At 63.7% G+C, this 13,948-nt stretch carries 3 protein-coding genes; all 3 read right to left on the bottom strand.

Annotation, left to right across the window (positions count from 1 at the left end; all coding sequences use genetic code 11):
- Window positions 1–56: 56 nt before the first annotated feature.
- Genes ACJO2E_RS04940 through ACJO2E_RS04930 form a run of 3 tightly spaced genes read right to left on the bottom strand, consistent with a single transcriptional unit; the run spans window position 57 to window position 13,655 of the window.
- A complete protein-coding gene (locus tag ACJO2E_RS04940) occupies window positions 57–1,232 on the bottom strand; it encodes a beta-barrel domain-containing protein (protein ID WP_406962411.1) in 1,176 nt (391 codons plus the stop codon).
- Window positions 1,229–3,373, bottom strand: a complete 2,145-nt coding sequence (locus ACJO2E_RS04935; protein WP_406962409.1) for a type I secretion system permease/ATPase — start codon at window positions 3,371–3,373, stop codon at window positions 1,229–1,231. The genes ACJO2E_RS04940 and ACJO2E_RS04935 overlap by 4 nt, the downstream gene beginning before the upstream one ends.
- Window positions 3,366–13,655 (bottom strand): VCBS domain-containing protein, encoded by a 10,290-nt coding sequence (locus ACJO2E_RS04930; protein ID WP_406962407.1) that lies wholly within the window; start codon window positions 13,653–13,655, stop codon window positions 3,366–3,368. Before ACJO2E_RS04930 ends, ACJO2E_RS04935 begins: the two co-directional genes overlap by 8 nt.
- Window positions 13,656–13,948: the final 293 nt, after the last annotated feature.

Genomic DNA, 13,948 nt, shown 5'->3' with positions numbered 1-13,948 from the left:
TCGGCATGAAAAATCGCATGGGGAAGTGCCGGACAGACGCACCATGCGCTATGGGATCATCGCTCACGCAGTGCCTCCTGCGCCCGGTTGAACGGCTTGACCAGGTATTGCCAGACGGTTTTTTCGCCGGTCCGGATGTCGACCGTCGAGATCATGCCGGGAACAATCGGAAACCGGGTTCCGGCCTTATTGACCAGGTACTCCTCGCGAGTCCGGATATACACCCGGTAATAAACCTGCTCGGGGTTCACCTCATCGCGCACCGTGTTGGGCGAAATCGTCACCACCTCGCCGGACAGGCCGCCGAAAATCGCGTAGTCATAGGCCGACACCTTGACCTGCGCTTCCTGCCCCGGGTGGATGTAGGCGATATCCCGGGGCGAAATGCGTGCTTCAATCAGCAACTGGTCGTCCATCGGCACAATGGTCATGAGTTGTCCGCCGGGCGGCACCACACCACCGATGGTCGTCACGGCAATGTCCTTGACGATGCCCCGCATCGGCGCATGGAACACCAGGCGTTCAAGCTGTTCCGAGCGACCGCGCATGACCGAGGCCTGCACCTCGGCCTCGGCGTTAACCTTCTGCAACTCCTCCCTGGCCTGAACCTGTGAATCCGCACGCAGGCGGGCGATTTCCAGCCTTGTCTGGGCCGCTTCCCGTCGCAGGCGGATGACCTCAACCCGACTGGCCGCGCCGCTGCTTTGCAGACTCTCGGCAATGTCCAGTTCCTGCCGGGCGAGCTCAAGGCCTTCGGTCAATCCCGCCAGCGCCTCGCGCTGACTGGTGCGACGCGACTGGAACAGCGCCTGTTCATTGGCCCGCAACTGGGCGAACTCAGCACCGGACAGCTCATCGGGGAAGGTCACCGTCTCACGATCCGCCAGCTCGGCCCGCAGCCGTGCCGCCGCGGCGATGGCGGCATGATATTTCGCCGCCGCCTCTCCAACGCTGGAGGCGGTGCGTGTGGGATCCAGCCGCGCGATGACCTCGCCCTGCTCCACCAGATCGCCTTCCCTGACGGAAATCGAAGCAACGATGCCGCCTTCCAGTGACTGGATCACCTGTTCCCGGGAGCTGGGCACCACTGTGCCCTGCCCGCTGGACACCTCCATCAGGGGGAAAAACCACGCCCAACCGAGAAACAGCGCCAGCATCGTAACCACCAGCCAGACCAGGCGGCGCTCGGGCTTTGCGGTCGCGCGCACCTCCATCGCCAGCGAAGTACTCATGCCACCGCCTTTGCAGAGCGCAGTTGTGCCAACACCTGGTCTTTCGGCCCATCCATGGCAATTGCGCCATTGCTGACCACAATCAGTCGGTCCACGAGCTTCAGCACTTCCGGGCGATGGGTCGCAACGATGACGGACACATTGCGTCCGAGGCGCCCGAGCACGTCAATCACCGCAGCTTCGGACACCTCGTCCAGGGAAGCGGTGGGTTCGTCAAGCAGCAATACATTCGGGTTGCGCAGCAGCAACCGGGCCAGAAGCAGCCCCTGTTTCTGGCCACCCGACAGCCCCAGCCCGCCTTCCAGCACCATGTGGTCCAGCCCCTCGGGCAGCCGGTGGACAAAGTCCACCAGCCCCATCTGGCCAAGCGTTTCCAGGATGGCCTCGTCCGTCGCCCTGGGTGCGCCGAGGGTCAGGTTCTCTCGCAGGGTACCGTGGAACAGCCGCGCATCCTGCCCCATCAGGCCGATATCGCGCCGGAGGTCGGTCGGGTCGATCAGCCCCATCACCACTTCGTCAACGCGAACCTCTCCTGCCAACGGTTCCAGCAGACCGGCCAAACCGGCCAACAACGTGGACTTGCCCGCCCCGTTGCGCCCGATAATGGCGATACGCTCGCCCCGGTTGATAGCCATCTGCCCGACTTTCAGCACCGGGGCCTGGGAATCATGACCGAACACGGCACCTTTAAGCCGAACGTCGCCGTGGATTACTGGCTTGTGAATACGCTGTTCCTGCGGCGCCGTATCCACCGGCAGGGCCATCAGGCCATCCAGCGCCTCCCGTGCGACCCGGGCCTGCTGCCAGCGGTTCAGGATCTGGGTGACCGAGGCCAGCGGCGCCAGCATCCGCGAGGACAATATCGACGCGGCGACGAGCACGCCCGTGCTCATGTCCCCCGCCATCACCATGGGCGCCCCGAAGAAGACCACCAGGGCAAAGACCCCGCCCTGCACCGTCTGGGCCCAGGAGGAGAGCCGGTTCATCAGGTCGCGCAGTTCCATCGATGATCCGGCGGTGGTTTCGTTGTAATGGTTCCACAGGTTCTGGAACCGCGTCTCGGCCTGCAGGGATTTGATATCGTCCAGGCCCTGGATCGCCTCAACCAGCATCGCGCTGCGCAACGCGCTTTCACGGGTGTTCGCCTCGGCCAGTTGGCGCAGGCGCTTCTGCGCCAGCAGGCCGGGCACAATCAGCAGGCCCACTGCCGCCAGCGGAATCCAGACCAGCGAGCCGGCGATGTAGAAGAACAGCACGCAGAACAACAGGAAGAACGGCAGATCGGCAATCGCCGCCACCGTGCTGGAGGTCAACATCTCGCGCACATGTTCCAGCTCGCGTATCTGTGAGATGAAGGTGCCGGTTGAGCGCGGGCGGACGGTGTTGCGGACCCGGAGGGCGTGACCGAACACCCGGTCGGAAATACGCAGGTCCGCCGCCTTTCCCGCCATATCGGCAATCCGGCCACGGGCGACTCGCATCATCAAGCCAAAGAAGGTGGCGACCATGACGCCGATAAACAGTACCCAGAGCGTGTTCATCGACTGCGCTGGGATCACCCGGTCATAGACCTGCATGGAAAAGATCACGCCCGCCAGTGCCAACACGTTGGTCACCAGCGATGCCACGGTAACGGCGCGATAGGGCGCCATGTCGGCCAGGGCGATGCTGCGCAGCCAGTCCGGTCGCCAGGGTGCAATATAGTCATCCACCCGGCGGTCGGCCCGGTTGGCAAGTGGGCGCAGCACAAACAGGCGGCGAGTCCGCCCGCTCAGTTCCTCCCGCGCGAAGGGGGTTTCCAGCCCCTCATCACCCGCCAGGACGACACCGAAGCCATCGGCGGTTTCGCGCTCGACAATCCCGATCTCACCACTATCGAACTCGGCCACGAGCGGCAGGCGAAGGCCCGTCACATCATTCGGCATTACACCGGTTTCGCGGATGGAAAGCCCGGCGGAACGCGCCAACGTGGCGAGCTGATCCCCCTCGGCGGACCAGGCCAGGTCGAGCCGGACCCGTTCGGGGGAAACGGCGATGCGGTAATAGGAAGCCACCCGCAATACCACATCCTGCCAGTCCCGGTGGTCGGTCGCGGCGCCCGTGCCGAACGCGCCTGTCTCTGTTTCCACCGCTCTAGACATCGTAGAGTACGCCGGACTGGAGCTCGTCTTCCAGCGTCGACCCAGGCATCGGCCTGCCCGGATCGGAGGTGCTGGCATCATCGGTCGGAGCCGCACCACCGGCATCCTCTTCCGGCAGCCCCGCCGTCAGATCCTCACCGCCCGACTCGGAGGACAACACCTCGTCCATTGTAATCACCGTCTCGGCTTCGGGTTCGTCCGCCTCCGGCGCCTCTTGAGTATCGAGTGAGGCCAGACCGAAACTTTCCATACCGCCGGAGGACATCACCATGGACGATGCGGCGAACCCACCAGCCGACGGTGTAACCGCCACGTCCTCGACCGTCAGCGTGACGTCGCCCCCGCCGGAGGTGGTGCCGGTGTAGGTACCGTCGCCGTTGTCACTCCAGTCCCCGGAAAGCGACACGTCGTCCTCTCCCGATCCGCGGATCGTCAGGAGGCTGTCGTCATCGGTCATGGCCTCGACCTGCTCCGGGGTCAGGTCAGTGATCGAGTTGCCTCCGTCGATTCCCAGGTCAAGGGTTTCAATATTGCTCAGTTGCGTGGCCAGCTCGTCGCCAGTCAGGCTTTCACCCTCGCGGAATTCAACGGTATCCGAACCGTCGAGCCCGTCGATGGTTTCTCCGGTCCAGATCAGGTTGTCGTCACCAGTGGTGGGCAGTTGTTCACCGAGGTTGATCGTCGCGGCGCCCGTCACATCGCCTGACACGTCGCTTCCATCCACCGTTCGCGCCGTTACGTTGACCTGCAGACCCGAGGTACCGCCGTCCATGTCGGTCAGGGCGCCGGCCGCCTGACGAAAGCCCAGGCCGTCCAGATCGGACTGGCTCAGTCCGGTCAGGGTGTAGGTGTCGGTTCCCGCCTCGTAGCTAACCCCAGAGGTCAGGATCTCCGTGCCGACATAGAACGAGGCGTGCTCGCCCAGCCCCTGGAGCTCCAGCGTCGTCGTTTCGACACTGCCATCCGGCGCCGCCGTTACCGAGGCGTCCTCAGAATCGGCCATGGACGCATTCAGGTTCAGCGATACGATGTCACCTTCCGTACCGAAGGAGTTGGTGGGTGACAGTTCGATATCGTTGGCGACCGGGTTCACCGCTACATTGCCAACCTCGAAACTCTCGACGAGCGATTCCGACAGAGCGGTTTCCCCCGAGGTCACGGTCAGGGACAGATCCTCCAGCGTTCCGCTCCAGTTTTTCGGCGGCAGGATACCGATGTAGTTCGGCAGGCTCCCTTCGGACAGCACCCAGGTGTTGGTGCCGTCGAGACCACCGGCGTTGGTCGTCATCTCGGCCAGGGTGGCATCGCTTTCACTGGGCCCGGTATAGAGCAGGAAGCCCTCCGGCAGATTCGAGAGCAATACTGTAGCAATTTCCTCGGAGCCGTCAGCGTCGTTCAGGGTCAGGTCCAGATCCAGCTCGGTCAGGGACTCCTTGTCCGAGTTCGCCGCTTCGCTCCCGCTGGTGGGATCGGACGACAGGGAGACGCCCTCGTTGACAATGGCAATCGGCAGGGTGGCCGTGCCCTCCGATGTTGTCGCGCCGGCACCGGTTTCCCGGTTGCGCACCCAGGCATCCACCGTAATCTCGCCCTCGGACATGGTATCCGGGGTGAAAACCAGTCCCTCCAGCGGCTCGCCCATGGTGACACCGTCAATGACGTAGTAGTCCCCATCGGCGATACCATCAACGCCGGTGACCGACTCGGCCGTGTAGGTCACACCATTGAGTGTCAGCGTGCCCTCACCCAGCCCGTTGGTGCCGTCGATCTGCAGATAGAGCTCGCCGCCCTCAACGGTTCCGTGTTCGCCGTCCTCCGGATTGGTTACCGTCACCGTGAGCGGGATATCACTGTCCGCTTCCGTTCGTTCACCGTCGGTGGTGATTGAGATTCCCGCCTCGTCGGTCACCGGGTCCACCGGAATCGTCGGCGCGATTGTCTGTTCCTCCGAACGCCCACCGGCAACCGCCGAAGTCAGCGTGGCGTTGAACGAGAGCTCGTCCGCAGCGTTGTTGTCGTTCGCGTTATCCGCAGGCTCAATAACGATGCTGTCCATCAGGCCGTCAAGCCTGGCCTGCACGGTGGCGGGATCATCGCCCGGCTCGGTCGTCACCGAGGCCGTCCAGACCTCCTGCCCATCCACCGTGGTGCGCACCATTCCGGTTACCTCGGTGCCGGCGGGCAGATCGGTGAGCGAGACCGTCAGGATGTTGGATTCCGTCCCCTGTGCCGTGACCTGTGCATCGAGCATGTCCGACAACAGGAAGCTTGTGTCCTCCGTGGCGGTGGCCTCGTTGTACTCCCAGGTATCAATGGTGGGCGGGGCAGTGGAGTCGCCGGAACCTTCGAAATCCGCCGTCAGGTTCCAACCAAGACTGTCGGCCAGGACCTCGGTCCCGGCCCCCGGCTCATTGCCGCGGTCCTGGGTCTGCACGGTCACAGTGATCGGCGCATCGGCAATGCCCGCCGCCTCATCGCCCACGGTGAAGGTCACGGGCACCACCAGACCGCCCGCGTCATTCACTGGCAATGCGTCGGTCTCGTCGTAGATCAGGAGCCAGCTTCCGCCAGCGGTCATCTCGCCGCCCTCGACGGTCACGCCATCAGGCACGCCGTCGATGAGCACGCGAATCAGGTGCTCGCTGCCGTCGCTGTCAGGCGTGGAGACATTCAGGTCGAGGGTTACCGACTCTCCGGCACTGGTCACGGTAACATCGTTGCCGGACACGGATCCCGAGCCGCTGCCAAGCGTGATATCGTCAATCGCCAGTTCCGGCTGATCGGTCACCGCTGTCGCGTCCAGATCGAAATGCCCGTTCTGCCAATCGCTGGTCACGTCCGCAAGACCGTCATTCCCCGGATCGGTGATCCGGTAGATCAGATCAAAGCCACCCAGGTCCCCGTCGAGATGCTCGCTGCCCTGGGCCGTCAGGTTACCCGCCTGCGCAGCGGTCAGCTCGTAATAGTCAACGCCGCCCACATTGATGATATCCAGGCCGGCATCCGCCAGGGCATCGCTCCCGAGATAGAGCGTGAAATCCGCACCCACGGTATCGGACACCCTGATGCCGACAGCCTCGAGCGCCTCATCGGTGTCGCCGTCCTGATGAACGATACCCAGATTGATGGGTTGCTGCACATCCTCATCCAGTCCAGCCCCGGTGGTGATATCCGCTTCGGGCGAGGGTGTCACCGTGAAGCTGACCGTCTGCTCGGTGCCAGTCAGCGAGTCACCGTCACTCTCCGTGGTCACCGGAACCGCACGGAACGACACTTCGCCATTGAAGTTGTCCGGCACCGTGATCTCGGCCGTGGCAAGCTGCGCTTCGTTCAGGACCCAGACCCGGTCCTCGCCAACCGCGGTGCCCAGCGAGGTGCCCTGTGTCAGGTCAAACCCTTCCGGCAGATCCGATATCCGAACCGTCAGGGTTTCGGAGCCATCGTTGTCCTGCCGGTCCACGGAAAACAGGTCGGCCAGCAGAACGCTGTCCGAGCCGCTGTCCAGGTCGTTCTCCACATAGTCCTGCGGCGTCACGGAAACATCCGCCTCATCGGCAATGCCCCGGATCTCCACATCCATGTCCAGGCTGATCGGGTCCGAGGTGTCCGTGTAGGTTGTCCCGTCGGCATCCAGCTCATCGACGGACTGGGCCGTGACATTCAGCGTGAGGTCGTCATTACTGTGCTCCGGCGGTCGCAACGTGAGCGGGGCCGAGGAATCGAACTCCTCGATGGTGACACTGCCCCCCGTCACGGTCAGCGGATTGCCATCATAGGTCAGCACCGACCCATCCGGGATATTGGCAATGGTGACGGTGAAAACCTCGGACGGGTCAGAGCTGGTCGGCCGGATATTCAGCGGAATGTCCTCGTCCTCGTCGCCCTGCGTCCGCGCGGCGAGTGACAGGGTCACCTCGTCGGCCACGGGGGTAATGACAACGTTGGTCAGGGTCGCCTCGCCGCTGACTGCCTCGGCCGTGTTCGCCCCGCCCTCATCGTCTTCATCAACGGTATAAGCCTGCACCTTGATGTCGAACTGACCCGAGAAATTGTCGGCGGCACGGAATTCCAGCGTATCCAACGCGCTCACGGGCACATCAACCGGCGTACCGTTGTAGACGGCCTCCATCTGCACGCCGTCCTCCATCCAGCGGAACGTCGACCCGGTGGCATCGGACAGGCCACCATCACCGGCGATCAGCTCGGGCGTGAGTCGTGCGAAGGTTTCTTCGCCATTATCCTGGTTGAGCCAGCCGGCGCTCAGGTCAAAGCCGTCACTGTTCAGGTTGAACCACTGGTCTTCCTGTGCCGAGCTGGAGTAGGAAAAATCCGGCGCCATGGTCAGGTCGTCGTCGGAGTCGCCGTCGGTATCGGTCCCGACTTCCTCGGCCACCGGGTTCACCGTTATGGTCAGGTCGTGTTCCCTTTCCAGGGCGGTATCCGTCTCGGTCGAGCCGTTGACAGAACTTTCATCCTCGCTCGACACCCGGAGCGTGATGGTCGCGTCGCTGCTGTCATGGGCGGGCGGGGTGATGGTGAAGCCGTCCAAGTATTCTTCACGCTCCGCTTCGGTCCCGCCCGTAAAGGTGATCGTATAGGTGCCCCCCGAAAGCCCGGCGGACGCACCCGCCGAGGCGCCGTTTGATACCGTTGAGTCCGTCACTTCCCAGCCTGCGGGGACCTCGAAGGACACCTCGGTGATCACTTCACTGCCACCGGCGCCGGCATCGGTACTGCCATCGGTCAGACGGACGCCCGAGAGGAAGGCGATGGCGCTGTCCTCGTCCCCTTCGGCATCATCAACCTGCACGTCATCGGCCACTGGCGTGACGTGCAGGTTCAGCGTGACGCTGTTGTCACTCTCATCCGCCTCGGCGACGCCGTCGGCTGGCCCCGGCACTTCCGCGCCGTCCCAGTAGCCGTCCGCATCCCGATCCTGGGCATTGAGCGTTACCGTGATGCCTTCAAGGTCACCGCTGAAATCGTCCGCGCCGCCGATGTTGATGGCCGGCAGGCCTGCGGCATTGCCACTCAGACCAGGCGCAGCCACGGTCACGTCCTCGCCGCTCGCAATCGTAGCCCCGTTGACGACGATATCGGCCCCGGTGGAGTTGGTGATGGTGATCGAGCGCAGCTCACTGCCGTCCAGGTCGGCGAAACCGGCCGAGAGGATTTCGGACAGGTCGACCGTGGTGTCTTCCTTGAGGGTCACATCGGCTTCGGTGTTACCGCCATCGCCGCCATAGCTGATGTCATCGGCGTTATCCACGGTGCTGTCATCGACCGAGCTGTCGAAAACCAGCGCCGCCGGATCGGTCACCGCCTGGACATGGACCGTGACACTGTCGCTGCTGGTGGCCCCACCCACCCCGGGCAGGACCGCGCCGCTACCGTCGACCTCATAGCTGGTGACCGTGTAATTCACCTCGAAATTCTCCGAGGCGTGCTCCGGTGGCAGCACCTCAAGCGCCTCGAACTCGGCGCTGGTCATGGTCAGGTCCGCGCCGGTACCCGTCACCGTCAGCCCCGGATCGCTCAGCTCAATGGTCACGCTGCCGCTGGCGTCGACGGTTGTGGTGCCAAACGCCCCTTGAAGTACCGCCCCTTCGGGAAGACCCGAGAGGGTGATCTCGCCAATCCGTTCGGGGGTGGCGTTGTTGCCGGCCCCCCCGCCGTCATCGGTGATGGTCGGCGCCTTCAACCCCAGGGCCACCGCCGTGTCTTCAAGCGTGTTGATATCGCTGGCATCGACGGACACCCCCGGGGCATCCGACACCGGGGCAACATTCGCCGTGACGGTCGTGGTGGCATTCGTGCCGTCATCGCTCGTGGTGACCTCGAACGTCTCCGTACCGCTGTAGTCCGTGTCAGGCACGTAGGTCAGCTCGCCATCCGCGCTGATGGTCACGGTGCCATGTCCGGTCTTGTATTCCATGCCGCTGCCAGGCGTCGACGTGCCGGTCAGGGGGGTGCCGTCCTGCGTCAGACTGGTGTTGTCCGACGTCGCGTCCGCCGAAATGTTGAAGGAGAAGCCGCTGCTGTCCTCGTCGATGTCCCGCTCGATTTCCGACACAGGCGCGTTGTCCACCACTTCGACAGTGAAACCGGCCGTATCGGTGTCGCCATCGCTGTCGGTGACCTCGACACCGAAGGCCAGATCCTGACTCTCCGCACCGTTGTGGTCGATCGCCTGCAGCAACTCGAAGGTATACCCGGCCGAGGCCGATGTCGGATCGGTCAGTGTGACAACGAAGACGGCCTCAGTCCCCGCGCCCTTGTAGGCGGTCAGGCTGTGCCCGTCGGCGGACAGTTCATAGCGCAGATCCTCGCCGCCGGACTGGAGCCCGGCGGGCGCGCTGTCGGTGGTCAGCGTCACATCGACACTGTCCTGCCCAGACGTCAGATCGAGCGATCCGCTTACCTCACGCTGGGCAGGGTCGGGATTACTCCCGGTCGGCAGATGTTCTTCGTCGATGATGGCATCGTCCGGCGCGCCGAGTTCGGGGACCGAATCGGTCACGGTGACGGGTTGCGTTGCCGATTCCGCGGACACATCACCGTCGCCGTCGATGGTGGTGTAGCTGAAGTCGTCGCTCAGTTCGGTATCGTTGTCCGGCCTGGCGTGATCCGCGCTTGCCAGCGGCGTGTAGGACCAGGTGCCGTCGCTGCCAACGGTCAGCTCACCATACTGTGTCTCGACCGTCTCGGAACCACCATCGGGGATAACCGCCGAAGCGCTCGTACCAGACCTGTCGGTATAGGTGATCTCATGGACCCGACCACCATCGGCCCCGAGTGTGTCGTTGGCCAGCAGGTTCGCCCCGCCAACGGCCGAACCTCCCTCGGTAACCGACATCGGCGCGTCATCCACCGGCGCTGCCACATCATCAACAACGGCGGCAGTGAGTTCGCCTACCCGGATATCGCCATCGGCTTCAACAGCGGCCACCTGGATCGTCTCGCGGACGATGTCATCGAGCACGCTGTCGCTGTGGTCTTCCGTGTTACCGCCCAGCGTGTAGGTGTAGCTGACGGTGCCAGTTGCGTCATCAAAGCCGGTGATGGAGAGCGTGCCGTACTGGGTGGACACGTCCACCGGTATGGTGGAGGCATTCTGGAGCTGGGCGAGTGTTATTGTGTCCCCGCCGCTCAGTGCGTCGCCGGTAACCGTACCGCCAATCACGAGCTCGGAAAGATCTGACGCATTTTCCAGCACAAAGGTCGAGTTGGCCGTATCCATCCCGCTTCCCGCGTCCGAGCCATCCGCCAGGGCGGATTCGAAAACCTCGATGTCCTGGGACTCGCCCGCCACCCCGTCAGTGACGGTAAGCCCCGTCACGGTGCGGTCGGCACTGTTGGGGTTGCCGTATTCATCCACCGCCTGGGCCGAAATTTCGGTATCTTCCGTCGCCAATGGGTCAGGCAGTGTCACGCTCCAGGTGCCGTCGGACTGGACCGTTGTGGAATAGGTCTCACCATCGACATCGAGCGTGATGGCCGCGTCGGGTTCGCCGGTGCCGGTCACCGTCGGTGCTTCGCCCTCAACGACCAGCACCGGGTCGATGGTCACCGGGGTGACGGTATCCTTGAGGATTGTATCGGTGGTCGTGGCCGGATTGCCCTCCGCATCCTCCACGTCGGCGGTCACGGTCAGTGTGCCGTCATCCAGCCCGCTGAGATCAGCCATCACCGAATAGGAGCCGTCGGGCTGCACGGTGATACCCGCCGCCGGGACGTTCACACTGTTGGTGCCGTCGGAGACCGTCAGTGACGTCACGGTTCCGCCCACCGCCGCCTGGCCGGTGATGGACACCTGGCCCAGGTCATCCACCGAGGAGAGCACGTTGTCCGGCACATCGGCGCCAGCGGGGCTGGCGTCGTCACTGATGGTCACGCCGGCGATGTCGATAACCCAGCCTGCTGTCGCGGTGGCGTTGCCCGCGCCACTGCCGTCGTCGACCGTATAGGGCAGCACAAGCTGATCCGGCGCATTGGGCCCGGGCACAAAGGTCAGTTCCCCATTGCCATTGAGCGAGACTGTTCCGCGGTCGCCACTCAGGGTGATGCTGCCGCCCGGGGCGATGGCCTGACCATCCACCTGGGTCACCTTCAACGTGGCGGCTTCCCCTGCGTCGGCGTCCGTGTCGTTGGCCAGAACGTCCAGCACCGCGCTATCGCCCGGAGCTATCAGCGAGACGTCGTCTTCCGGTTCGGGCCGGTCGTTGGTTCCATTGATCGTGACCTCTACGGTTACGGTGTCGCTCTCGCCCTGCGAATCCTCGACCGTCACCTGGTACTGCTGGGTCAGCACCTCACCTTCGCCCAGCGCGTCCAGATCGGCATCATTGGCGGTAAAGCTCCACTCGAGCTCCCCGGTTTCGGGGTCGATGGTGCCGGGAGTGAAGGTGCCGATATAGCCTGTGCCCTGCGGGGTCGCGGCCACTGTGTGGGTGTCGGCAGCGTCCAGGCCGGTCACCTGCATCGTCCCGGTCTGACTATGTTCAAGCGTGTTCTCGTCGGCATCGCCATCGGTCAGTTCCGTGACCGTGGCCGTGGTGTCCGAACCGGCCGAGATATCCGGGGTGTCGTTGCTGCCGGTGATGGTGACACTCACCACCTGCTCGTCGTAGCCGCCATCGTTGTCGGTGACCCGTACGGTGATCTCGTCGGTCAGGGTCTCGCCCTCGGCCAGGGCCTGGACACGGGCATCGTCGTTGTCGAGGATGTAGGTCCACTCGCCGGTGCTGCTATCGACCGTCAGCTCGCCATACTCCCCCGTATTGCCTTCGACGCTCCAGCCGTGGGTGTTGCTGGTGTCGATATCGTCCACCGCCAACTGGCCGCTGGTGGTCAGGGTACCGTCTTCCTCTACATCCCCCGTGGCCTCGCCGGAGATTTCGGGCAGGTCGTTGGTGCCGGTGATGGTCACCGTGATCGTGCTGGTGTCAGTGCCGTCGGCAGACATCACGGTCCAGCTTTCGGTGATGGTCTCGCCCAGGGCAAGCGACTGCACCTCGGCCAGGGAATTGTCGACACGGTAGGTCCAGTTGCCATCGCTCTCGATGCTCAGATTGCCCAGAGCCGGGCCTCCATGGCTGCCGCTGTCAAAGGCGAGGCTGCCGGTATCAACCCGGTTTTCCCCGGCATCGACATCGTCAACCGCAACCTGACCGCCCGTGCCCAGCAGGCCAGCCTCCACATCGGTGTCCTCGGTCACCTGGCCACTGTCGTCCGGGACCACCGCCGCATCGTTGGTGCCCGTGACGGTCACAACGATGGTTTCATTGGCCGTGCCGTCAACGCTGGACACCGCCAGTTCGTCGGTCACGGTCTCGCCGTCGGTCAGGGCCTGGGTCGCCGCGCGTCCGTCGTCCAGTGTGTAGGTCCACGCCCCGGTCACCGAGTCAAAGGTGAACGTGCCGTAGGTGCCCTCAAGATTCGACGGGGTCTCGAAGACGGCCTCGCCCTCGTCCTCGTCCGACACCGCGAGCGTGCCGCTGGCGCTCGGGCTTCCCGGCGTACCGTTATCAACACCGCCGGCCTCGAGTGCGGCACCCTCCGCTTCTCCGGTGATCGTCGCCGGTTCGTTTCCCGGGGTAACCATGATGGGGACCGTCACGATATCGGTGCCGCCGTTGCCATCGTCCACCGTCACCTCGAAGCTGTCGGGGCCGTGGTAATCCTCATTCGGGGTGTATTCGTAGCTGCCGTCCGGATTGACCGTCACTGTGCCGTGCTCGGGATCGCCGGTCAGTTCAAAGGTCAGTTGATCGCCATCGGGATCCGATCCCCTCACCGTGCCCTCGATCGGTGTATCGCCCGGCGTTGTCACCGGGTCGGCGGAGCCCGCGGGCGCAACGTTGGACGGCGCATCGGATGAAGAGCCGGAACCGCCCCCTGCCAGGGCCGCACCACCAGCCAACAGCCCCAGACCCGCCAGTGGTTCCCAGTAAAACGGGGCGGCGGCATCATCGTCGTTAATTTCGGCAATATCGAATCCGTTCCAGACGTCACCGTACTGTGCCCACCAGGTAACGCCATTCCCATCCTCGAACACGAGGTCATTGCGACCGTCTGCGGTCTCCACGAAAAAGTTCTCAATGACAAAGACCGTGCCGTCCTTGAGGACCAGCACCAGGTCACTCCCGTCACGCTCGAATCGGGTAACCTGTTCCGGCCCGATCTGTAACTGAACCACACCCGGTGCCTCCAGGGTGACGCGATTCCCGTCAAAACTCTGGGAAGACCCATTCCCGGCCTTGGGAAACACCGCTGACTTCATGTTTGACTCCTGTTTAGTTCCCTGGCCCTGTCACTCCAGGCTCCAACCAACGCGGTTTCTCGTCAGTCCAAGCATAAAGCTCTTCACCCGCGATAGAAGTCACAGCAAACCCCGTAACCGTCACACCCCCGGAAATACTGGGCCGGAAACCACCGATACACCTTGATGTGACAGCTGTCGCCGCCATAGAATTGAGCGGTTTTCCCGCGTGAAGGACCCGCGTCAAGCGCATGGTCACTGTAAGGGAGTGTTTGGCGGTGATTGATTTCGGGCGCACAGGCCTCCCTCCAACG

This window comes from Marinobacter shunpengi (assembly GCF_045449695.1).
Classification (GTDB): Bacteria; Pseudomonadota; Gammaproteobacteria; order Pseudomonadales; family Oleiphilaceae; genus Marinobacter.
This window is presented reverse-complemented; position numbering and strand designations above follow the sequence as displayed.

Coding starts and splice junctions, on each gene's coding strand:
- ACJO2E_RS04940 (WP_406962411.1), bottom strand. CDS start 1,232: ATGAGTACTTCGCTGGCGATGGAGGTGCGCGCGACCGCAAAGCCCGAG.
- ACJO2E_RS04935 (WP_406962409.1), bottom strand. CDS start 3,373: ATGTCTAGAGCGGTGGAAACAGAGACAGGCGCGTTCGGCACGGGCGCC.
- ACJO2E_RS04930 (WP_406962407.1), bottom strand. CDS start 13,655: ATGAAGTCAGCGGTGTTTCCCAAGGCCGGGAATGGGTCTTCCCAGAGT.